Source organism: Geomicrobium sp. JCM 19037 (genome assembly GCF_000698105.1).
Classification (GTDB): Bacteria; Bacillota; Bacilli; order Bacillales; family Marinococcaceae; genus Geomicrobium_A.
Genome location: NZ_BAWZ01000037.1, coordinates 22,683 through 45,731, shown reverse-complemented (window position 1 = coordinate 45,731; position 23,049 = coordinate 22,683). Strand labels below are relative to the sequence as shown.

22 protein-coding genes and 5 pseudogenes are annotated in these 23,049 nt (G+C 46.6%); 16 read left to right on the top strand and 11 right to left on the bottom strand.

Annotated elements, in window-relative coordinates:
• Positions 1-379: 379 nt before the first annotated feature.
• The 4 genes from fetB to JCM19037_RS17680 form a co-directional block, all read right to left on the bottom strand.
• Positions 380-1,126, bottom strand: a complete 747-nt coding sequence (gene fetB, locus JCM19037_RS17695; RefSeq protein ID WP_042403396.1) for an iron export ABC transporter permease subunit FetB — start codon at positions 1,124-1,126, stop codon at positions 380-382.
• A complete protein-coding gene (locus tag JCM19037_RS17690; protein ID WP_152549131.1) occupies positions 1,123-1,842 on the bottom strand; it encodes an ATP-binding cassette domain-containing protein in 720 nt (239 codons plus the stop codon). The genes fetB and JCM19037_RS17690 overlap by 4 nt, the downstream gene beginning before the upstream one ends.
• A 175-nt stretch (positions 1,843-2,017) precedes the next feature.
• Positions 2,018-2,542, bottom strand: a complete 525-nt coding sequence (locus tag JCM19037_RS23350) for a hypothetical protein (protein ID WP_052364019.1) — start codon at positions 2,540-2,542, stop codon at positions 2,018-2,020.
• Positions 2,543-2,788: 246 nt separating this feature from the next.
• Positions 2,789-3,229 carry a hypothetical protein gene (locus JCM19037_RS17680; protein WP_042403395.1) on the bottom strand — a complete coding sequence of 147 codons (441 nt, stop codon included), beginning with the start codon at positions 3,227-3,229 and terminating at the stop codon, positions 2,789-2,791.
• Positions 3,230-3,395: 166 nt separating this feature from the next.
• Here JCM19037_RS17680 and JCM19037_RS17675 point away from each other — a divergent pair, with 166 nt between their 5' ends.
• The 10 genes and pseudogenes from JCM19037_RS17675 (at position 3,396) to JCM19037_RS17630 (ending at position 11,592) form a co-directional block, all read left to right on the top strand.
• A complete protein-coding gene (locus JCM19037_RS17675; protein ID WP_042403393.1) occupies positions 3,396-3,761 on the top strand; it encodes a VOC family protein in 366 nt (121 codons plus the stop codon).
• Positions 3,758-4,324: a helix-turn-helix domain-containing protein gene (locus JCM19037_RS17670; protein WP_042403390.1), complete on the top strand. Its 567-nt coding sequence runs from the start codon at positions 3,758-3,760 to the stop codon at positions 4,322-4,324. Before JCM19037_RS17675 ends, JCM19037_RS17670 begins: the two co-directional genes overlap by 4 nt.
• A gap of 74 nt (positions 4,325-4,398) precedes the next feature.
• Positions 4,399-5,091: a response regulator transcription factor gene (locus JCM19037_RS17665; RefSeq protein WP_042403389.1), complete on the top strand. Its 693-nt coding sequence runs from the start codon at positions 4,399-4,401 to the stop codon at positions 5,089-5,091.
• A gap of 12 nt (positions 5,092-5,103) precedes the next feature.
• Positions 5,104-6,009 (top strand): annotated as a pseudogene (locus JCM19037_RS17660) (sensor histidine kinase); the annotation flags it as partial.
• Positions 6,010-6,038: 29 nt separating this feature from the next.
• Positions 6,039-6,155, top strand: coding sequence for a hypothetical protein (locus tag JCM19037_RS30305; RefSeq protein WP_373901182.1), 117 nt, complete (start codon positions 6,039-6,041; stop codon positions 6,153-6,155).
• 95 nt (positions 6,156-6,250) lie between these two features.
• Positions 6,251-7,030 (top strand): ABC transporter ATP-binding protein, encoded by a 780-nt coding sequence (locus tag JCM19037_RS17655; RefSeq protein WP_042403388.1) that lies wholly within the window; start codon positions 6,251-6,253, stop codon positions 7,028-7,030.
• Positions 7,005-8,924, top strand: a complete 1,920-nt coding sequence (locus JCM19037_RS17650) for an FtsX-like permease family protein (RefSeq protein WP_042403387.1) — start codon at positions 7,005-7,007, stop codon at positions 8,922-8,924. The genes JCM19037_RS17655 and JCM19037_RS17650 overlap by 26 nt, the downstream gene beginning before the upstream one ends.
• A 97-nt stretch (positions 8,925-9,021) precedes the next feature.
• Positions 9,022-9,807, top strand: a complete 786-nt coding sequence (locus JCM19037_RS17645) for a DUF1206 domain-containing protein (protein WP_042403385.1) — start codon at positions 9,022-9,024, stop codon at positions 9,805-9,807.
• Positions 9,808-10,453: 646 nt separating this feature from the next.
• Complete coding sequence (locus JCM19037_RS17635) at positions 10,454-11,098, top strand: hypothetical protein (RefSeq protein ID WP_042403382.1); 645 nt, start codon at positions 10,454-10,456, stop codon at positions 11,096-11,098.
• A gap of 17 nt (positions 11,099-11,115) precedes the next feature.
• Positions 11,116-11,592, top strand: a complete 477-nt coding sequence (locus JCM19037_RS17630) for a universal stress protein (protein WP_052364017.1) — start codon at positions 11,116-11,118, stop codon at positions 11,590-11,592.
• A 191-nt stretch (positions 11,593-11,783) separates the two neighbouring features.
• Here the strand turns inward: JCM19037_RS17630 and JCM19037_RS17625 are convergent, their stop codons facing one another.
• The 4 genes and pseudogenes from JCM19037_RS17625 to JCM19037_RS17610 all read right to left on the bottom strand — a co-directional run bounded on the left by JCM19037_RS17625 (position 11,784) and on the right by JCM19037_RS17610 (position 14,868).
• Positions 11,784-12,494, bottom strand: a complete 711-nt coding sequence (locus JCM19037_RS17625; RefSeq protein WP_042403381.1) for an ABC transporter permease — start codon at positions 12,492-12,494, stop codon at positions 11,784-11,786.
• A pseudogene (locus JCM19037_RS17620) lies at positions 12,491-13,404 on the bottom strand (ABC transporter ATP-binding protein). Before JCM19037_RS17620 ends, JCM19037_RS17625 begins: the two are co-directional and overlap by 4 nt.
• Before the next feature lie 25 nt (positions 13,405-13,429).
• Entirely contained in the window at positions 13,430-13,681 is a 252-nt protein-coding gene (locus tag JCM19037_RS17615; RefSeq protein ID WP_052364016.1) for a hypothetical protein, read from the bottom strand.
• A complete protein-coding gene (locus JCM19037_RS17610) occupies positions 13,678-14,868 on the bottom strand; it encodes an MFS transporter (RefSeq protein WP_042403379.1) in 1,191 nt (396 codons plus the stop codon). Before JCM19037_RS17610 ends, JCM19037_RS17615 begins: the two co-directional genes overlap by 4 nt.
• A gap of 124 nt (positions 14,869-14,992) precedes the next feature.
• Here JCM19037_RS17610 and JCM19037_RS17605 point away from each other — a divergent pair, with 124 nt between their 5' ends.
• Positions 14,993-15,388, top strand: coding sequence for a hypothetical protein (locus JCM19037_RS17605; RefSeq protein ID WP_081829410.1), 396 nt, complete (start codon positions 14,993-14,995; stop codon positions 15,386-15,388).
• A 248-nt stretch (positions 15,389-15,636) separates the two neighbouring features.
• Here JCM19037_RS17605 and JCM19037_RS17600 read toward each other — a convergent pair.
• The 3 genes and pseudogenes from JCM19037_RS17600 to JCM19037_RS17590 all read right to left on the bottom strand — a co-directional run bounded on the left by JCM19037_RS17600 (position 15,637) and on the right by JCM19037_RS17590 (position 19,103).
• A pseudogene (locus JCM19037_RS17600) lies at positions 15,637-16,418 on the bottom strand (sugar ABC transporter permease).
• A gap of 53 nt (positions 16,419-16,471) precedes the next feature.
• A pseudogene (locus JCM19037_RS17595) lies at positions 16,472-17,766 on the bottom strand (carbohydrate ABC transporter permease).
• Positions 17,767-17,831: 65 nt separating this feature from the next.
• Positions 17,832-19,103 carry an extracellular solute-binding protein gene (locus JCM19037_RS17590; protein WP_042403375.1) on the bottom strand — a complete coding sequence of 424 codons (1,272 nt, stop codon included), beginning with the start codon at positions 19,101-19,103 and terminating at the stop codon, positions 17,832-17,834.
• A gap of 265 nt (positions 19,104-19,368) precedes the next feature.
• On the opposite strand from JCM19037_RS17590, the gene JCM19037_RS29605 reads away from it, so the two are divergent.
• From JCM19037_RS29605 to JCM19037_RS17575, 5 genes and pseudogenes are all read left to right on the top strand, one after another.
• Entirely contained in the window at positions 19,369-19,890 is a 522-nt protein-coding gene (locus JCM19037_RS29605; RefSeq protein WP_052364015.1) for an alpha amylase N-terminal ig-like domain-containing protein, read from the top strand.
• Complete coding sequence (locus JCM19037_RS29600) at positions 19,878-20,834, top strand: glycoside hydrolase family 13 protein (RefSeq protein WP_052364014.1); 957 nt, start codon at positions 19,878-19,880, stop codon at positions 20,832-20,834. The genes JCM19037_RS29605 and JCM19037_RS29600 overlap by 13 nt, the downstream gene beginning before the upstream one ends.
• A gap of 5 nt (positions 20,835-20,839) precedes the next feature.
• Positions 20,840-21,025 carry a hypothetical protein gene (locus JCM19037_RS29595; protein WP_307189869.1) on the top strand — a complete coding sequence of 62 codons (186 nt, stop codon included), beginning with the start codon at positions 20,840-20,842 and terminating at the stop codon, positions 21,023-21,025.
• Between the two features lie 18 nt (positions 21,026-21,043).
• A complete protein-coding gene (locus tag JCM19037_RS17580) occupies positions 21,044-22,075 on the top strand; it encodes a Gfo/Idh/MocA family protein (RefSeq protein ID WP_042403373.1) in 1,032 nt (343 codons plus the stop codon).
• Positions 22,076-22,081: 6 nt separating this feature from the next.
• Positions 22,082-23,048, top strand: a pseudogene (locus tag JCM19037_RS17575) (sugar phosphate isomerase/epimerase family protein).
• The last annotated feature ends 1 nt before the right edge of the window (position 23,049 follow it).

Sequence of the window (23,049 nt, the reverse complement as noted above, 5' to 3'; positions counted from 1 at the left end):
CTACTGGATGCCTGTTGTATTCGGATTATAAAACATAAAAACGAGACCCGAGCGGGTCTCGTTTTTGTTGTATGAGGGGATTTTTGCGGATTTACATGTAAATCTGGCATGAAACCCTCATAAAAGACTTTACGTGGGGTTTCATGCCTTTCATGTGGGGATTTTCATGTTAATCATTCATTTTTAATATCTAAATCCCCACATAGGACTCTCTACGGGGGACAGCTTGAACATGAAGGTCTCACGATGCAAACGTAAGGTGCGCCAAAGGTTCGTTTGGTTTCTTTGCACAAACCTAATTGGAATATATGAGGGGTCGGCGATATGGATCTCACCTTCGCCAAAAATTCAGCGACCCCACGGCTCTGTACAAGACCTGCTATTCAATCATTTGTACCCGCTCATTGAAAAGTGTCGGGTAGGAGAAGTAGCCGAGCATGATGCTCGTAATGACCGCTGTTGTGAGGAGTAAGAAGAGCACAAGAAGTTGGAATAAAACGGCTTGTACAGGGTCGGCGCCGGCAATGATTTGACCGCTCATCATGCCTGGTAATTGCACGAGACCGATCGTTTTCTGTGTTTCAATTGTTGGAATGACACTCGCTTTAATTGACGTCATTAATGGCCGGTGCACCGCCTGCTTGGCTGAACCGCCTAATGAGAGAATCAATTCTGTTTCATCGCGCCTAGACGACATTTCTGCAGTAAAGCGATTTAGAAATAAAATACTAAGCACCATCGAGTTTCCGATTACCATGCCACTAATGGGAATAATGTATTGGGCGGTCGGTGGAATAATTCCGAGACCGAGTAAGATGCCTTGTGTTAACACTTCGACAAAAACAAATGTCACGACCAATTTCCACGTAATGCCCGGTATGTTCTTTCCTTTTTTTCGCGCATTTTCCGTAGCTGCCGCGATCATGAGAATAATCATGAGCACCATATAAACAACATTTTCTGCATCAAACACGAACTGCAAAACAAAGCCAACAAGTAATAATTGAATGATTGAGCGCACCGTCGCAATAATTGTGTCTCGTTCTAACCCAAGTTTTAACGTTTTGGAAAGCACGAGAGGAATGGCAACGAAGATGAGTGCAATTGCTAATGCAGTATAACTCATTCCACTTCTCCTTTAATGAATTGCCGTACACGCTCATCGGTTGGATTTTTTAATACTTCGGTCGTTCCAGACTCAATTAACGTTCCATCCATCATGACCCAAGCGTGTGTGCCTATACGCATCGCTTGTTCTAAATGATGGGTAATCCAAATGACGGTCGTTTCGTACTTGCGATTAATATGTACAATTAATTCCTCGATCTCTTGTGTGGAGATGCGGTCTAAAGATGACGTTATTTCATCAAGCAACAAGATTTTCGGTCGATTGACGAGCGTTCGCGCGATCGATAACTTCTGTTTTTGCCCACCGGACAAGTCTTTACTGTCACGATCCAAATATTCTTTCCCCAACCCAACAACGTCAATATACTCTTCCGCCTCTTCTTGAGTTAGGTGCATATTTCGTAATGTTCGAGGTAATTCAAGGTTCTCCCGTACAGAACCTGTAATCATCGTTGCCTGCTGCAACGCAATTCCTACGATCCTTCTTAATTCAATCGGCGCGTAGTCACGGATGTGCATACCTTCAATAGTAATGTCTCCAGATGTTGCAGAACGAAGCCCGTTGCAAAGACGAAATGCCGTTGATTTCCCTGCACCTGACGGACCGACTACCGTCGTAATTCCACCTTTATGAAACGTCCCCGTCACGTCTTCAATAATATTACGTCCATCGACTTCATAGTTCACATTGCGAAAGGCAATCGCTCCATCCATTTGAATCACAATTTCACGTCCTTCTATTCTAACGAGCATTGTACGTTACCTATTTATTTTCATCCGTTATACGCTGGTTTATCCAGTGAAGATGTCCATTTTACCATGTTTTCACAGAGCCACACACACACAAGCAAAAAAAGCTGACACCCGAAAGTGCCAACTTCTCCGTTCGTTATGCTGTTTTTGATACGTTCACAGTAACATCGGTTAACGTCGCGTCGTTCGTATTGTTAAGCACAACGACTGATGGAACCGTCGTCACTGTAACGGTTGCAGAACCTGTTAATGTTGCTGGACTGGTTCCTGTTGTCGCGCTTCCAGGAATTAAGGTGGCATCTTGTAAAATTTGTAAACCAACCGCGTCACCAACAGTAAGGCCTGTTGCAACTGCAGTATACGTGATCGAGTACGTGCCAGGCTCGTTAAGCACGATCTCCGCGTCTCCAGGCGCATGGCTAATTGCTGTTCCTATTAGTGTTGTATTCGTATCGAGTGGTACATTAGCTCCTGCCGCTACCGTTGCTGTTACGGTGTTAAAAATACCAAAGCTAAGATCTCCTGGTGGTGTCGTCGGTACAGTAGGCGTCGTTGGAATCGTACCTGTGCCGACCACCCCTGGTCCATTAATGAGGTTGTTATTAATTTCGATGCCATCTTCACAATGTCTAAAATGACGAGAATTAAAATAGTTTCCCATCTCATTCACCTCCTGCGTGTTCTGTATATCTTACTCAGAACGCCAGCAGGTGACTTTACCAATGACCCGGTGTAAACGTGGAATTCTACACACATATTCTCAACTCTCACGGTCCATCATATCACCCTCATAAACATTATGATGTTTTGATTACATCAACAGTGACATCGGTCAATCTGGCGGCACTTGTCGTGTTCAGTACTATGATCGAAGGTGGTTCTGTCACGGTTACATTGGCTGTGGCTGTTAACGTTGCTGGCTAATGCCTGACGCAACGCTACCAGGAACGGTTACTCCGTCTTGAAGAATTTGCAATTGAACAGGATTGGTTGAAAGGGTACTCGACCCTGATGCTGTATACGTCACCGAATACGTGCCTGCTTCATTAAGCGTAACCTCTTCATCCCCAGGTGTATGGCTAATCGCTGTGCCGACGAGTGTTGCATTTGTGTCCAGAGGAACATTCAGACCTGTAGCAACAAAAGCTAAAGCGGTTGTAAAAGAGCCAAAGTTCAACTCCCCTGGCGGTGTCGTCGGTACAGTTGGTGTGGTTGGAACTGTGGGCGTGGTGGGTGTTGGCGGAATGGAACCTGTTCCAACAATTCCTGGCCCATTAATCAAGTTGTTATTCATTTCGATTCCATCCTCACAATCATTCCAAAAGCGAGCATGACAATCGTCTCCCATATGATTCACCTCCTGTTTGCTCTATATGAGGTACGCAAACAATACGATTATGAATTTACCAATCACCTAGTATTAATGCGGGTTAAAATTTTTCTGAATATTATTGACTTCCGAAAATATACTAGATATACTTTCGATATTAAATCGTTCTCTTGGAGGGATATGAATGTTTACTTCTGGCTTTACAATTTGGTATAACGTCACAAATGTGGAACAAACACTCAAGTTTTATACAGAAAGTCTAGGTTTTGAATTAGATTTTCATGATGCTGACAACGGTATGGCGAGTGTTCATACGAATACACCCGACTGCTTTATTGGCTTTTCAGAAGCCACCGACGTGATTCCGTCAAAAGCTTCTGCGGTTTTTGAAGTAACGAACATTGAAGAAACAGTCCTCAAGCTCAAAGAGACCGGCATTTCTTTCACGAGTGACGTGACAACAATCCCGGGGCTAGTTAAACTTGCTACGTTTAAAGATCCTGACGGTCATGACCTTGAATTGTCACAAACATTAAACGGAGCCGAATGAAACCCGAAGTCCGCATCGTCACAATTTCCAAACAACTTTCCGGTCGTTGGACGCTCCCGGTTCTCCTGCACATTCGTACCGAAGGCGATCGCTTTTCACCTTTACAAAAACGATTGCAAATCTCGCCATCTCGGTTAAGTAGCAATTTGCAGTCACTGATTAATGAGGGCGTTTTGCATCATATCCGAGCCGAAGACCGCCATCACCCGTTGTTCCCAGAATACACGTTGACGGATAAAGGGCGATTTTTGAAAGAAGCCGCACACATCCTCTCAGCCTCAGAGCAACAGCTTAACGTTGGCTCACTGTCACAAAAAGCATGGAATTGGCCCATTCTTATGGCCATCCATCATCATCGCTCTCGCTTTAACGAAATTCGCGGACTGCTCCATCCGGCAACACCGCGAATTCTTTCCACTCGCCTCCAAGAATTGAAACAAATGAACATCGTCTCTAAAACCGTCGTTCTCCACCCCACACCCGTATCTAGCTATACATTAAGTCAAGAAGCTGCGCCAATACTTCGCACCGCGAACGAAGACTTGTTATCGATTATTGATTAACCTACTTGCCTCCCTTTGCCCGTCCTCCGTCGATTTGGTACGATACAAGAAAAACGACGACGGGGGACGTGGAAATGTATTCCATTTACATAATTGAAGATGATGCGAAGATTGCTGGAATTTTGCATGACCATTTGAGCCGCTATGGGTACACGGTGTACCAGGCAACAGAGCTGGACAACATCAAGCAAGAGTTCGGGCAATTGGACCCTGACCTCGTGCTTTTGGATATTAATTTGCCGTATTTTGATGGGTTTCATTGGTGTAGGCAAATTCGCACGCAATCAAACGTACCTGTAATTTTCATTTCCGCACGTACCGATGAAATGAACCAAGTGATGGCCATTGAAAACGGTGGTGATGATTATATTGCGAAACCCTTTTCTTTGGATGTAGTGACAGCGAAGATTAAAAGCGCTTTGCGGCGCGCCTACGGAGAATATGCGACCCACCCTCAAGATGGGCACAAGAAAGAACTTCAAGGTCTAACGATTTTCATGGAGAAGAATGAAGTGAGTTTCCATGGGCAATGGATTGAATTGTCAAAAAAAGAATTCTATCTTTTATCACGGTTAGTTGAACAACATGACCGGATTGTGAGCCGAGATGATTTGCTTGAAGCACTTTGGGATGAGGTTGATTTTGTGGACGACAACACACTGTCAGTCAATGTGAATCGTGTCCGTCGTCGGCTGCAAGAGATCGGTATTACTGATGCCATTCAAACGGTACGCGGCCAAGGCTACCGGTTGAATGTAAACTGGTAACGGGGGCGTGCGATGATACGAGATTATTTATATGACCGAATCCCTTTGATCCTGCTCTTTTACGGCAACAGCTTTCTTATTATTCTCGTCGCTGTTCTCACCATTTACTTTGCCGATACTGACAGTGTTGCAACGAATATGATTTACTTGCTCGTCCTCACGACATTTTTCTTGCTTATTGGATTGGTCATCGATTTTATGAGAAGAAGGGCACTGCTAAAAAGAATCGCGAAGATGAAAAACCAACCGTACATTTCAGATGAAGCGAGAAAGCTTTCTGTCACGCCAGCGCCTAATAATGAAACGGCCCACCTTCTCACGTTGATACAGCGTGCCGAGGATCACTTCGAGCAGCAGATTGAGACGTATGACGCCGAACGTCGGCAGCATGACGTCTTTATAAATCAGTGGGTACACCATATGAAAACACCGATGAGCGTCATTTCATTGCTCACACAAGAAGGAAAAAATCAGTTTAACGATGCTAGCGTGAAAGAATTATTAAATGACATCCACGATGAGAACGACCGGTTCCGGCACGGACTGGAACTGATGCTCCACCTCGCTCGCCTTGATCACTTTTCCCTCGACCTGCATGCGGAGCAAGTTGATTTGCACCTTATTGTGCGTGATGTGATCAACGAAGAGAAACGGCAATTTATTCGTAAAAAACTCTATCCTGAAGTCACGATCGTCGCTGATGAACCGACGGTGTACAGCGATTCAAAGTGGCTGCGCGTCATCTTACATCAGCTACTGCTCAACGCACTTCGGTACTCTCATGCAAACGAAGGAAACAAAATTCATTTTCACGTATCCAGAGCGGGCGAGAATACGACGCTGTTCGTTCAAGATCACGGGATTGGCATTCCCGCCCATGACACGCCTCGAATATTTGAACCTTTTTATACGGGAGACAACGGTCGAAAGAATCGGAGTCGACAGGTATGGGGCTCTATTTGGCACGGACGATCGCCTCCAAACTCGGGCACTCACTTACTGCCGAATCGACGGAAGGGGAAGGGACGACGATGCGTCTTGAGTTCCAAACAAAAACATTGTGACAAGTTTGTAAGATACGTTGCAAGAAGAATCGATGGGAGGCGGTGTGCTCCTCTCCTATACTACACATATGATCCCAGCTAAAGGAGAGGCTAGCATGCAGATTTTACAAGTGCAAGGACTCGGAAAGACGTATTATCCGAAAAAGGAAGGGTTATCGTATCGAGCGCTTAGCCATTTTGACCTGACGGTGAACAAGAGTGAATTCGTTGGTGTGATGGGCCCTTCAGGTAGCGGAAAAACGACGCTTTTGAACTTACTTGCCACCATCGATCAACCAACCGCCGGAACGATGTTGATTAGCGGTACAGACCCAACAAACTTAAGTGATAACAAACTGGCGATTTTTCGGAGAAAGCAACTTGGATTTGTGTTCCAAGACTTTAACCTTTTGGATACACTTACCGTTCGCGAGAACATACTGTTGCCCCTCGCACTTGATCGTGTTTCCAAACGTACGATGACCGAACGGTTGGAGAATGTCGCTTCACAACTTGGCATTACCGATATTCTCGATAAACGTGTGACTGAGATTTCAGGAGGACAACAGCAACGAACGGCTTGCGCTCGTGCGGTTATTCATGAGCCAACGCTCGTGCTTGCTGATGAACCGACGGGAAATCTCGACTCTAAAGCGGCAAGAAACGTGATGGATACACTATCCACGATGAATCAAAAACAAGAGGCGACAATCTTAATGGTGACCCACGATGCAACGGCTGCGAGCTATTGTGACCGCATCGTATTTATTAAGGATGGGCATTTCTTCACAGAAATTCGCAAAGGCGAACGTCAACAAACGTTCTATCAAAAAATCTTGGATACGCTCTCCGTACTTGGAGGTGACTTCCATGACCCTTCGCCTTCTCGCTCGTAGGAACATTACTGGTAATGCCCAACGGTACGCGGCGTATTTCCTCAGTTGTGTGTTCGCCGTATCGATCTTCTTTATATATGCACAATTCATCTTTCATCCGGATGTGATGAGTGGCGACATTCGTAGCGCTGACGCCGTTCGGACCGGGATGATAATGGCACAAGTCATTATCGTGTTGTTTTCCATCTTTTTTATCGCCTACTCGAATCGGGCGTTTTTACAAACCCGTTCTAAAGAGTTTGGCCTGTTATCATTATTTGGTACGAGCAAATCTCAGCTTAGAAAGCTCATTTATATTGAGCAAACGATCACGTCTGTGTTAGCCATCGGGGCAGGGCTTGCTCTTGGAACGTTATTTTCGTATCTATTCCTATTGCTCATGTCTTCGATGATGAACATGGATGTACCGATTGAGTTTCAACTCGTCCCATCGGCGTATGTTTTGACAGCCGTAGGCTTCTTCATTCTGTTCCAGACCCTTACACTTCTTTCTTTTCATAGAATTCGGAAGTTGTCTGTTCAAGACTTGTTACGAGATGCTCAAAAGCCGAAGGTGATGCCAAAATCTTCGATCGTTCTCTCGATTCTCGGGGTGTTGTCGCTCGTAGCAGGGTACGTGATCGCGGCGACGGCGACGATGATGACGGCTGTGTTTTTGATACCGATCATTTTGTTTTTTGTCGTTTTTGGTTCGTATTTGTTGTTCCGACAAGGAACTGTGGCAGTGTATAAACGGTTATACAAACGTCCTTCGCTATACCACGGCACAAACCTTGTGACGCGAACGAATATTTTATTTCGTCTGAAGGATTATGCGAACATGTTGTTTTTGACGTCAACGATTATCGCTGTCGTGTTAACGGCATCGGGAACGGTCTATTTAACGTATGATTTCTTTAATCGAATTGCTGTTGGCCAACTATCTACGTCCGTAGCATGGCTGGAATTCGACGATGATACTGAACCGATTCTTGACCAAGAGCGAGCAGAGCAGATTATTTCTGATTACGAAACCCCCGTCGTATATACGGTTGATATGGAACTGCTCACTGCACAATTTGCGGTAGACGATACAGAAACGTCATCAGTGATTCTCAAGGAAAGTGATTACAATTCGGTCGCAGAACATCGGGGTGAGGATGTTGTTTCACTCGCGGAAGACGAAGTGTTTATCATTTCACCGTTAATTGAAAATATGCCGGGGAACCCGTTAGGAACGGTCGAGGAGATTCAGCTGTTCGGAGAATCTTTTGACGTGACCGAGCGAGGGGCACAGCCGATCGTTGCTACTGTAGACGCTGGTTTCGTGCAAACGGTCGTATCAGACGCAGTGTATGAGCGTTTGTACGAAGCAGATGGGGTTGAGCGCGCGCACGCTTACGGTTATGAATTCGAAGATTGGCGAGATCAAGTTGACGTGAGCAACGCCCTTCGTGACGCCGGGAGCACGAATGTGAATCACTATTTCATCCAAGCGGCTGCCCCGGACTATCAAGGGACGCAACAAGCATTTTCCTTAACACTATTTATCGGCTTATTCGTCAGCTTGCTCTTCTTTATCGTGCAAGGCAGTATGCTTTACTTGAAACTATTTACCGAACTCGGCGAAACGAAGAAACAATTGCATTCTTTACATCGAATGGGCATAACTCGTAAAGAAGCCGGCAAGATACTTGGTTCCAAAATCCGTTTCTTGTTCTTTGTGCCCTACGCCGTCGGAACGCTGCACGCCTCGTTTGCGTTTCTCATGTTAAACAGCATCTTAGAAGGCATGGGTGGAACCGCATTGCTTTGGAACAGCTTGCTCGTCATCACACTAGGAGCCGCACTCCAATACGGCTATTACATCATAACGAAGCTGTATTATTTACGCGCAGCATTTCGAAGCGAATAAACCGGGACCTCAATTCCTTTGGAATTGAGGTCTTTTTCCATTAAACCCTCTTCTATTTTTTCATTTCTTTGATATATATGTACAAGAGGTGAGGCAGATGATTTCCTGGGTCGATCGTTTCGCACGGTTTGGTTACATGTGTCAAGGAACGGTGTTCATCCTTATTGGCATTCTTGCCTTCATGGCAGCAGCCGGCGTCGGCGGTGACACCGAAAACACAACGGGCGCCTTACATTCATTAGCAAAATTTCCATTTGGTCAATTTCTACTCTTCGCCATCGGCACTGGCCTAATTGGGTTCATCATGTTCATGTGTTTAAAAACGTTTAAAGATATCGACCGTAACGGCACCGCTGTAGGTGGGTTAGTACAGCGCGGGAGTCACCTATTAAGCGCAGGCATTTACACATTTGTCTCTGTGCAAGCTTTCCGCATCGCGATGAGCCAAAACACAAATAGCGAATATAGCGAGTCCACCGTGTCATCATACTTGCTCGCTCAGCCGTTTGGCGCTATCTTCGTCGTCATTATTGGCCTCATCATTATTGCCACGGGTCTATTTCAAGTCTATTCCGGGCTCAAAGAACGTCATATGGACGGCTTTAAAGTATACGAAATGACCCCAAAAGAACAACATTTCGCAGCCATCACAGGTAAAATCGGCTTCAGTGCTCGCGGCATCATTTTCGTCATTATCGGCTACTTCTTCACCATCACCGCCATCCGTTCTAACCCCGATGAAGCCCAAGGTTTCGATGACGCCCTCGCCACCTTACAAGACCAGCCCTTCGGCGGTCTCTGGCTCGGCATCGTCGCCGTCGGTGTCATCGCCTTTGGAATCTATGCGTTCGTACGCGCGCATTATGAGCATATTCGTCTGTAATAGGCGGGGGAGGGGGTATCGCTGAGGACAGGGCGGGGCGCGTCCCAAAGTACCCGCATCCTGTCGGCGCGAGTCGCGCCGAACCGAGACCGGTTCCGTTTCTGTCCCCGGCGGCGGGCGTATCATCATTTATGTGACCATCCATGCCAAAACTCCGGCTCGTATCGACCAGATTGTCACTGAAACGACTTTTTGTGACCAGTTGGATCCTTTATGTGACATTTGCCACTCTCAGCCGCCGGTATTTCTTCCTGAAATGTCACTTATCTCAGGATTTGTGACAGTTTGCGCCCCAAGCGCTGCGCTCTCATACAACTTCACTCCGGCTGTAGCGGGACGGGCGCTCCTCCCGCCCCAAAGTACGCGCATCCTGTCGGCGCGGGCCGCGCCGAACCGAGGCCGGTTTTGCTTCGGTCCCCGACGGGGACCGACAAGTCGCTGGATTTTAGGCTTGGATAAACCTGCGCTCAAGTTTCTCAAATTTAGCGGTAAAGTCACTTGAGCGCAGATTGGCAGACCAAAGCGCCCCACCACCGCAATTCTCCCATTTGCACTTCCTCACCCACCTGTTCTCCCCACCCATCGCGCATACGTCACCGCTTCTTTGGGCATAATTTGGAGAAATCACCAAAGGGAAGTGGAACGAATGACCGAGCACACGATGATTTGTGTGAAGCACGGGCAAAATGGCCTTGGCTTTATACAGGAGGCGCTTACTCATATTGAGGATGAGCACCGACTAACAATCTATTTGTTTGACAATATGGCATGTGAAGAGGACCATGAGCATCGAATAGTCGGTATGTCGCTATTTCAAAAATTGGCGGAGAAGCATTCTGCTGACCTCCTTATTAGCGATGGGCGGGCGCTGACGACAGCGAAACGCCTCGCAGAAACGGCAAAGGAAATCGGAGCCACGCACATTATTATTGGTGAGTATAGCGAAGGGTTGTGGCGGAAGTTTCTAGGCCGGTCCACTGCCGACCATTTAACCGATCACTTGCCATCAACCCAAGTGAAGATTATCCCGCCCGATCACGCCCACGAAGATGCCGAATGGACGTTTGAAAAAGGGATGGACGCATACCTATACCCGAACAATGACGGTACGTATTTGCTCGACTTCCATCACGACACCGACGCCTCGCATGAAGGGGTATTCTTTAAACATCGGCATACCGATTTCAACAACGGGCGTTTTGCATTTTACGACGAAAACGACATCTGCGAAGCGAATGTGAAGAAAGGAATTGTTCATGAACTTACCGACCATTTTGAGCACTTTGCCTAGAAAAGGAGTCATCGCTAATGGCTGAACGAATTCTCGTTTGCGTGAACTACGGACATCATGGCACACGCCTCATCGAGCGCGGCGCCGAACTGGCTCGGACGAGCGACGCCCGCCTCTATATTTTAATCTTTGACTCGCTACCTGAAGACGACTACAAAAACGACAAGCTCGTAGACATGAGTATCTTCCAAGAGCTTGCCGAACAGTGTGAAGCACAATTAATTATAGAGAACAGTCAAGCCCATAACATCACACGTGTGATTAAGAAGACAGCGGAGGACGTTGAAGCCACACAAGTCGTCATCGGTCAGCAAGTGGAGAATCTCTGGACGACGCTACTTGGTGGGTCGATCATTGACGTTCTTTTGCACGAGTTGCCGTCGGCTGACCTGCACGTCGTGCCGAAACCTCGCGCCGATGCAGAAGCCGACTGGAACTTCGAGCGTGGGGTGAACGCTACCTCATCAAGCAATCCGACGATTCTTACGTACTGAGCTTTAATCACGAGAAGAACACGGATTTTGAAGGCATCTTCTTCAAATACTTAGGCACTGACTTCAACAACGGCTTGTTCGCGTTTCATGAGGACAACCGTGTGTATGAAGTGCGTGTGCGTGATAGCGTCGTTCACTCGCTAGATGACGTTATATAACGTCGCGTTTTTTGAATACGATGTGCGCAACGGCTAAGAAGACGGCGATGTGCAATCCGAGAAAGCCAATCGAAGCCACATACTCTCAAACGGTGGCTCAAAGAAGCTCGCCGGGTGGTAATTCGTAAACACATCAATATGTCGGAATACGACCCACTGTGTCCACTCGTACTGATTGGCAATCATTAAAAAGATATCAGCAAAGAAATACGGCAAAATCGTAATGACGACCGTAACGGCTGTATTTCTTGTGATTACACCAACGAGCGTTGCGAATGATACGTAAAACACGAACGTAGGAGTGGCGTACAGCACGAACAACCCTGCATCAATGAGCGTATCGACGAGGGACTGCTGATGCGGAAAGAACAGGCCAAACAAAAAGATGACGAGCATCATCAAGGCGTACAACCCAATGCTTAATAATAAGCTTGCTACCCACTTCGACAACAAGATGCGGTGTCTAGATACGGGTCGAATCAATAATTGTTTGATCGTGCCCGAGGCAAATTCACCAGAGATGGCACCGGTGATGAGCACAAAACTGTACAGTATGACGAAGAAGCTCATCGCCGAGCCGACGGTAATGAAATCTTCGGTTGTAATCATCAAGTCGAAATTCATGTTCATTAAAAGCGCGACAAAAAATGTGAACGTTACCGCCACACCCATCACGATCATAAAAATCCATACTTTTCTTCCGTACCAAGCCTTCATCCACTCGTTAATTAGAAGATTCATCATCGTGGCTCACGACCTTTCGTTTCCGTTAGCGAGAAGTATCGTTCTTCTAAACGTTGCTGATACTTCACAGCAAACACTTCTACATCAGCAGCGGTGAGCGCGCGAACGATTGCAGGAATATCCTCATACTTGCACTCGGCTAAGTCGAGTGCTGTTGCCGTTTCTTGAGCACTACCAAATTCGCTTAACACCTGGATGGCTCGGTCTTTTGGTTGCACTTCAAAAGAGACGGTATACTCCGTACCCGAATGTCGATCTTGCATATTCAATTCATCGACAACTTTCCCGTCGTTAATCACAATCGCACGATCACATAGAACCTCAACTTCGTTTAACTGATGACTCGAGACGAAAACCGTTACATTGTCTTCTTCTGCAAGCTTACGCAAATAATGGCGAAGTTGGCGGATGCCTTTCGGATCGAGTCCATTCGTCGGTTCATCCAAAATGAGGATGGTCGGGGAGTGTAGAATGGAAACGGCAATGCCAATGCGTTGCTTCATCCCGAGCGAATATTTTTTGACGCGATCATCAATGCGGTTCTCTAACTCGACGAGGCGAATGACTTCTTCGATTCTCTCGTCCGAAATTGTCTCAGGGTACATGCTTGCAAAGTGTTGCAAGTTCTGGCGACCGGTTAAGTATCCGTACAAGTCCGGGTCCTCGACGATGGCCCCAATATGCCGAAGTGCCTGTTCTCTCTCCGTTCGTATACTCTTTCCTTCAATGTGAACATCCCCTGAATCCATGGAGATGAGGACGCAATCATGCGAATCGTCATCGTCTTCCCAGACCCGTTCGGGCCAAGAAATCCATACACTAACCCACGATCGAGTGAAAAGCTTAAGTCTTGAATAACTTCATGCTTTTTAAATCGTTTATTCAAGCGGCTAACGACTAATGGTTGCACCGGATCATTCCTTTCGTTTCTTAGATTAGCCGATGATGAGATGAGCGCTAATCATCGAGCCTGCAACAACGACCCCGATTGCAAATGAACCAATCACGAGCCATTGTGGCGGTTGTCTTTTCTTTTTCATCGTAAAATGTTCGACAAAACCGACGGTAAGGAAAATGCCCACACTTGGCAAAAGAAGGGTATCCAAAGTAATCGGACCATCGACGAAAATCATTCCTGATACAACGAGCATTCCATATACGATGACGCTCATGAACGCATGACTCATTCTTTCACCTCCGATGTTTTGTTCGCAATATGAACGACGGGAAGCGCCAATGCTAACAACACAAGAATAAAAATAACGACGCCGATCCATGCAAAGGACGTCCAAAAGAAGCCACCAATCGCTCCTGCGATGCTTGACCCTGCATAATACGCAAACAAGTATAGCGCCGACGCTTGAGAGCGCTGTTCCCCTGATCTTTGACTCACCCATGCGCTCGCCGTTGAGTGTGCACCAAAGAAACCGAACGTAAACACGATAATGCCAATAATTTTCACAGCTACGTAAGGAATTAATGTGACAAGAGCACCAACCGCCATTAACCCGACACCGACAAGAATGATGGCCGGTTTCCCGTAACGATCCGCTTTCCTGCCCATATAAACGGAGCTAAACGTGCCCGCAAGATACACAATATAAATGGCTCCGATAACGGTTTGACTTAGATTAAAAGGGGGCTCCATTAATAGGTAAGCAAAATAATTAAATAACGCAATGAACGCACCCATGAGAATAAACCCTAGAGAGATCATAGCAACAAGCCGTCCACTGCGGAGTACCGCGCCGTATTTGGCTAACGCCTCTTTTACGGACGACTTTTTGGGCACATAATTGCTTGATGCCGGTAAAAAGAAAGCAAAACAGATGCTCAAAATGAGACTCAATACACCGAGCACACCGAGGGCGGTTTGCCAGCTCCAAATGTCGGTGAGCACCCCTGACATTAACCGACCGCTCATTCCCCCAATACTCGACCCTGCAATGTACAAACCCATAATCCGCCCAAGACCGCGGGGGTCAAACTCTTCGACGATATACGTCATCGCGATTGCAGGCACGCCTGCAACGGTAATGCCAAGTAACGTTCGCAAGATGAGCATCGCACTAAACGTCGGGCTAAACGCAGTAAGCAGGCCCATAAAAGCGGTCAAAAACATCGACCAAACCATAATATTTTTTCTGCCAAACCGATCAGCCATCGGAGCGGCGACGAGGAGAATTAAAGCGAGCATCCCAGTTGTGACCGAAACTGTTAGACTTGCCGTTTGCGCAGGGACCCCGAATTCCGATGAAAAAATGGGAAGCATCGGCTGCGTTGCATAGATCGTCGCAAATGTAACAAAACCCGCCATAAATAAGGCGATTGAAGCATAATAATACGTTCTCGTTCCACTCTCGATATGTGTCACGTCTATTCCTTCTTTCCTACTTGTAAGTCTAATACTCATCGCTCTCATCGTCTACCTGGAAATGTTTGAAGATGGTGAATGAAAGGAATAGACTAGGAATTGAAGGAGGGATTTTTTGAGAAACGTGTTCCGTATTTTATATTCGGTCTTGTTATTTGCTGCAGGCACGTTGCATTTTACGAATGAACGTGTGTTCCGAAGCATCGTACCGAGATCACTACCTTTTCGTAAAGGGATTGTTCTAGTTTCTGGTGCGTTTGAGCTCTTTTTTTCATTCGCCATATGGGCGAAGAAGGGGCGAGCGGTCATCGGCAAACTACTCGCGGTGTTCATGGTTCTCGTATTTCCAGCGAACATATACATGGCGATGAGAAACAAAACATACATTAAAGGGAAGAAAATGCATCCTGCGCTGTTGTGGTTGCGTCTTCCACTGCAAATTCCCCTCTTCTTAGGTGCATTGTACGTAACGAAAGAAGACAAGCCCGAGGCTAGGAAGCTGCAAGCTGAAGACGTCTAGAAAATCAGCTGAGCCACACAGAACCGGATGCTCCGTAAAGAACATCCGGTTTTTATATGACAACTTAGCAACCGCCGGGCACTGTCGGCGGGGGCGCAATCTGTGCGCAAGTTGGAACCATCTGCGCTCTAGTTTTATGCATATGGCCGGTAATACAGGGAAATCCGCAAACTTGCGCGCTAATGTCGCCCGCACATACATAAAGAAAGGTGCGCATCGCGCACCTTTCTCCTTCGAACAACGATCAATTAACCTTTCGTCCCACCTTGGGCAAGTCCTGCGATTAAGTAACGTTGCAAGAACAAGTAGATGGCGGCGATCGGTACGGCAATGAGGATGGCACCGGCGGCAAAGGTTGTGAAGTTGTTGGCAAACTGATTGTTTACCATGTTAAACAGCCCGAGGCTAATGTGTAGTTCTCTGCGCTCCGCAAAACGATTCTCGGGAGCAAGAAGTCCATAAATGGCGCCATGAATTCGAACAGGGCCACGACGGCGAGAATTGGTTTGGCTAGTGGCAACATGATCGTAAAGAAGACGCGCAAGTGACCTGCGCCATCGATGCGGGCAGCATCATCCAAATCTTTAGAAATTGTATCAAAATACCCTTTGACGAGCCACGCTTGGAACGGGATGCTGCCGCCAATATAAATGAGCGTCAACCCGACAAGCGAATCGAGCATGTTGATGAAGTTAAGCAGGATGAAGAGTGCCACCATCCCCATGAGCACGGGAAACATTTGCAAGATGAGCAACACGTACAATCCGTTTTTCCGGCCGACAAAGCGGTACCTTGAGAAGGCGTACGCGACAAGCGCCGCGGTAAGTACCGAGAAAAATGAGTTTGCTACGGCGACCATAAGGCTGTTTTTGTACCACGTCACGTAGTTGCTTGCGGGATCAAAGAAGAGCCACTCGTAATGGGTGAAACTCCAATTGTCTGGAATCATCGTCGCCGAGTACATACTCGAGCCTGGATTTAATGACATGCCGAACGTCCAGAGTAAGGGATAGATAATGATGGTGAACATAACGAGAATGATGATGTATATGGTTGAGACTTCGATTCGATCCTTCCACCGTTTCAAAATACTTTCCCCTCCTCTTTATAAGACCTCGTTTGTCTAAACTGCCAAAACGCAACCGAACAGACAATTAAACCAATGATCAAGGAGATGACCGCAGCCATATTGTAGTTCTGGTTTTGGAACGTTAAGCTGTACACCCACGAGATGAGGATATCTGAACCACCGGCATTTTGCCCACGAATTGCAGGGCCCCCTTCATTAAATAAGTAGATGATATTAAAGTTGTTAAAGTTCATGGCGTATTGCATGATGAGCAGCGGTGCTGTTGCGTATAAAATGTGGGGCAACGTGATTTTCGTAAACTTCGAAAATCGCGAAGCGCCATCGACGTCTGCAGCCTCGTACCAATCTTTTGATACGCTTTGCAACACCCCTGTAAACAGCGCAAACACAAACGGGAACCCTAACCATGTTTGAATCATAATGAGCGCTGTGCGTGTCCAAAATGGATCCGACTGCCAAGGAATTTCCAACCCGAACAGTGGGATTAATAAATCGCGATTGATGCACCAAAGCCATCATTAAACATCGCAGAAAAGATAAGAATCGTCACAAACGCCGGCACGGCCCACGGCAGAATGAGCACGGTGCGAATCAGGCGCTTATACTTCACCCGTTTGTCGTTAACGAGTACGGCTAAAAATAAACCTAAACTCACTTGCAACGTCGTCGCTACAAGCGTCCACACGACCGTCCATGACAACACACTGAAAAATGTATTCTGCCAAATATCGACGGTAAATAACGCAATAAAGTTATCAAACCCAACCCAGTTTAATAGATTCGCTGGCGGCGCATTGTATAAGTGATAATCCGTAAACGCCAACAACACCATAAATATGAGCGGCAATATAACGATAAAGGACATGAGTACCATCGGAATGGATAACAACAAATACGGAAAACTTTTATCATATGTACTTCTGAAAGATTCTCTAATTGTAAATGAGCGATGACCATCTTGAATCCGAATGGCTTCTTTGTACGCATCGATAATGTTCACAACGTAGAAGACGAGAAAAGCAACGAGAATAAAAATGGAAATGAGCCCTTGGATAAGCAGCATGATGGAATGGTCGACACCTTCGAGTGTACCAAGCGTCGTAATGCCCCATAATCCAAGACCGATAAAATCGGCAAATACGATGATAAACGCCGTCATAAACAGAATCAGGGTCAACCCTTTGCCCCATCTGCGGTTATACAATTGACCAAGACCGGCGTATAGAATGGAAAGGACAAGTGCCAGTGCAGGCTTGTGTCGCGTATGCTTTGGCTTTGTTTCTGGCATCATAGACAAGCGTTCCACCCCCTTGAATGATAAGAAGAGGAGCATTTTGCCCCTCTCTCTTCTATTTAGTTACCCATCGTTGCAATGTTTTCATGGATCAAATCGACGGCTTCTTCTAACACTTCTTCAGGATCTTCCCCTTGTGCTGAGAATTGTAGCGCATCACCAATTGGCTCCCACACTTGATTCATTTCCGGAACGTTCGGCATCGGTGAACCGTTAAGAATTTGCTCAGCAAACCCTTGCATCAATTCATCATCCGCAATTTCTGGGTCCTCCAACAAGTGCGTTACCGCAGGCATCTCACCGGCGACACGGTAATACTCCATGTTGTTCTCATCTTCAGTCATAAAGATCATCAAATCTTGCGCCCAATATTTCTCTTCAGAAAATGGCGAAAGAATCCACGACTTGAACCCAATCAATGACGGCGCAACTTCACCGTTTGGTAATTCAGGTAACGGTGCAGACCTTAAGTTCTCTTCACCAATCGCACTTGAATACGACGGGATGTTCCACGGTCCGGTTAACGATACCCCAACATTTCCATCTGTAAAGAGACCATCTTGAATTTCTGGGTCGATCGATGGTGGAATCCAACCGTTCTCACTCCACGTTTGCATCCGCTCGACACCTTCAATCGCTCCTTCATTTGCGAGACCAATGTCAGACGTATCATAACCTCCGTCCGTTTCAGCGAAGATATAGCCGCCAAACCCAGTCAGGAATGGGTAAGCAAAATACATGTTGTTATGTTCCATCAAAAAGCCAAACTCATCTTGCGATGTATCGGTTAACTCTTCAGCAATCGCCTCAAGCTCATCAATCGTTGTTGGGGCTTCAGGAACGAGCTCCGTGTTGTACAGCAAACCGTACGTTTCAGATACGAGCGGTACACCGTAAACTTCGCCATCATACGTCATCCCTTGGATGCTTTCCTCAGTAAATCGATCTTCGTATTCCCCTAATTCTAGAGGTTCAGCCAAGTTTTGAACCGCTAAGTTCCCTGTATGATCATGTGGCGCAAAGTAGATGTCTGGTCCAGATCCTGCCGGTCCATCAAGCGCAATGTTCTCCACTTGATCGAACATATCCATAGACGTTAATTGCACTTCAATGCCTGTTTCTTCTTCATATCTTTCTACGATCGTTTGAACGGCTGCGATCTGATCGTCTTCTTCATTTACCCATACATGAAGGGAATCTGGCTTATCTGGCTCTTCCCCTTCTGATACTTCTCCACCTGCTTCGGTTTCTTCGTCTCTGTCTGGTGCACATGCTGCCAAGGTAGTCATGAGCACTGCACTCATAAATAAAAACCCGTACTTTTTAGACATTCAGTCATTCCCCCTAAAGTCATTTCTAAGCAAACGTTTGCACAAAATGAATGAGTAACCGCTTTCACAGTTATTTAATCATACATACGCCCGTTTGCCTAGTGTTTTTTTAAAAGATTCTTAAATTACATAAAAATTACTATTGAACCGTAATATAAAAAGGCATACAATGACGGTATGGTAGCGACTGTCAATTACGTAAGCGGTTTCATTATTTGGTGAAATGATGATGGTATCGATTGCACAAAAAATGAGGAGGGTGTGTATGCAACTCGCTGCAGTCTTGCACGAACCGAAGTCCCATATGGCCTACGCCATTGATGAAAGTACCGTTCATTTACGTGTACGAACGGCCAACAATGCACTAACTGCCATTCACGTCATTTACGGTGATAAATATGCGTGGGATGAAACCCGGACCGAGGAGAAGCTTGTGTGTCGTTCTTCAGATGAATGGCATGACCATTACGAAATTAAAATTCAGCCTCCGAACAAAAGGCTCACATACTGCTTTCGATTATCTGATGCGAATGAAGACGTTCTTTTTCACGAGAATGGTTTCACAAAGGGTTCTAAAGAAAACCTTGATGATTGCTTTCATTATCCTTTTTTAAATCAAATCGACATCATTCGACCACCTGAATGGGTGAAAGATGCGATCTTTTATCAAATCTTTCCGGAGCGATTTGCAAATGGCGATGACTCGTTAAGCCTACCAATAAAGAACGTTGGGGAGAGGTTGAGCCCCAGCCCGACAACTTTTTCGGCGGTGATTTGCAAGGTGTAATTGACCACCTTGATCATTTGGAAACGCTCGGCATTACTGCCATCTACTTCACACCTGTATTTAAAGCCACAACGAATCATAAATACGACACGATCGACTATATGAACGTTGACCCACATTTCGGCGATAACGCATTGCTGAAAAAGCTTGTTGATCGTTGTCACGAGCGCGGCATCCGTGTACTGCTTGATGCGGTATTCAATCATAGCGGTTACTACTTCCCACCGTTTCAAGACGTACTGGAAAGGCAGGAAAACTCAAAATATAAAGACTGGTTCCACCTCCCTCAGTTTCCTGTAACGAGTGATCCGCAGCCGAACTACCGGACATTTGCTTTTGAACCGAAAATGCCGAAGATCAATACTGAAAATCCTGAAGTGAGAGCATATTTCCTAGAAGTTGCCCGCTATTGGATTGAAGATATTGGCGTAGATGGATGGCGTCTTGATGTTGCCAATGAAGTGGACCATGCTTTCTGGCGTGAATTCAGACACGTTGTGAAAGATGTCAATCCGGACGCTTACATACTCGGCGAAGTGTGGCACGAATCAGGTCCTTGGCTTCAAGGCGATCAGTTTGATGCTGTCATGAACTATCCATTCACGAATGCGGTGTTGGATTACTTCTGCAAACAACGCATTGACCGAACCACATTCCAACAACGCATTGAGCGTTTGCTCGTCACCTACCCCGAGCAAACGACCAATGCTGCGTTTAACTTACTCGATTCACACGATACGGCCCGCCTCTTAACGCTGTGTGAGAACGATAAAGAGAAAATGAAGCAAGCTGTCTTATTTCAATTCACGTTCCCGGGCACGCCGTGCGTGTATTACGGCGATGAAGTTGGCTTAGACGGTGGTCACGACCCGGCTGCCGGAAAACGATGGAATGGGACGAGGAAAAACAAGACCACGACCTATTCGCGTTCTACAAGGCGATGACCGGGTTGCGACGTGAACACGCTGCGCTTCGCGACGGATCGTTTCAGTTCATTGACACCACTGACGGTGTCGCCTATGAACGTAGAAATGAGAAGGAAACACTCATCATACACATCGGTTCAACAACTGAAGAACTTACAGACTATAAAACGTTGCACGAAGGCAACGGATGGACGGTAAGACAAAAATAAAACTAGCAGGAGGCATTTATGACGACGTTTAAAGTAGGCATTGTCGGTTGCGGCAGCATTGCTGTTCATCGACATTTACCAGAGTATCACGCAAATAAGCACGCAGAAATCGCTGGGATTTTTGATCCAAATAAAGACCGGGCACAAGCAATGGCCGATCAATACGGGGCACGTGCGTACACGACCGTAGAAGAACTGCTCGAGAGTGATGTGGATATCATTAGCGTTTGTGCACCAAACGTACACCATGCGAGCATTTCCATTGCCGCATTGGATGCTGGCAAACATGTTCTTTGCGAAAAGCCGATGGCCGCTTCTGTCGAAGAAGCTGAGGCGATGATTGACGCGGAGAAGCGCTCCGGCAAAACGTTAATGATTGCCCATAACCAGCGATTTGTTCCTTCTCATGTGAAAGCACGCGAACTAATCAAAAACGGTGAAATTGGCGCAGTTTACAGCGTGCGCACAACGTTCGGTCATGGCGGTCCTGAAGGCTGGAGTGCCGACGGCAAAGACAGTTGGTTTTTTGATCAATCGAAAGCCATTGTTGGCGCACTCGGTGATCTCGGCGTACACAAAGCTGACCTCGTTCGCTTCCTTCTCGGAGAAGAGATTGCTGAAGTGTCTGCGTTTACGAGCAACCTATCGAAACCTCATGGCAACGTCGAAGACAACGCCTTGTGCATTTTACAATCAGAAACTGGCAAACTGATCTCACTTTCGGCCAGCTGGTCGTATCGTGCTGCAGAAGATAATTCGACGATCATTTACGGCGAAAAAGGCATGATCCGCTGCGAAGACGATCCCGAACACTCGCTCATTATTGATCGTGTAGAGGGTGAAACAGAAGCGCTTCAGCTCGGTGAAATTCAAACGAACGAATCTCAAGGAAACTCTGGTGTGATTGATGCGTTCATTCACAGCCTTGCCAATGGAGACGCACCACCTGTTACGGGCACCGATGGCCTCAGGTCGCTAGAAATCATCTTGGCGGCGTTGGAATCTTCCAATGAAAAACGTACAATCTCGATCACGAAAGAAAGGGTATGATCTACGATGAAACTAGGTGTATTTACTGTTTTATTCGCACAACAATCTTTTGAAACGATGCTTGATACTGTAAAAAGTGCCGGTCTTGAAACCGTTGAAATCGGCGCAGGCGGAAACCCAGGCAACGATCATTGCCCAACAGAAACATTGCTAGAAGATGCCGATGCAAGAAAAAGATACCTTCAAGAAGTGGAGAAACGCGAGCTGGAAATTAGCGCGCTCAGCTGCCACAACAACCCACTCAGCCCAGATAAAAACGAAGCGGAAACGGCACATCAGGAGCTTATGAATACGATCAAACTCGCGAGCCAACTTGACGTTCCCGTCGTCAACACATTTTCCGGTACGCCAGGTAGTGGGGAGAACAGTTCGGTCACCCATTGGCCTGTCGCTCCGTGGCCGACCCAATACTCCGACATTTATGACTGGCAATGGGAACAAAAAATCATCCTTATTGGAAGATGTTGCGAAAGTGGCTGAAGACCACGGCGTAAAAATCGGCATTGAGATGCACGGAGGATTTTCTGTCCACTCTCCACATACCATGCTAAAATTATCTCAAGAAACAGGGAATGTGATCGGAACGAACTTTGACCCTAGCCATATGTGGTGGCAAGGCATTGACCCGGTCGCAGCTATCCGAATCCTAGGCGAAGCTGGACTCATTCATCATTTTCATGCGAAAGATACGTACATGAACAAAGAAAATATGAACCGCCACGGCGTCCTTGACATGCAGCCTTATTCCGATGTCCCGAACCGCGCCTGGTCATTTAGATCTGTGGGATACGGACACCCGGTTTACGACTGGGCCGACATGATTAGCGCCCTACGTACGTACGGATATGACCATGCCATTAGCATTGAGCACGAAGATCCGATTATGTCCATAGAAGAAGGCTTTGCAGCAGCTGTAAGAAACTTACAGTCTGTCATCATAAAAGAACCAGCATCTGACATGTGGTGGGCGTAAC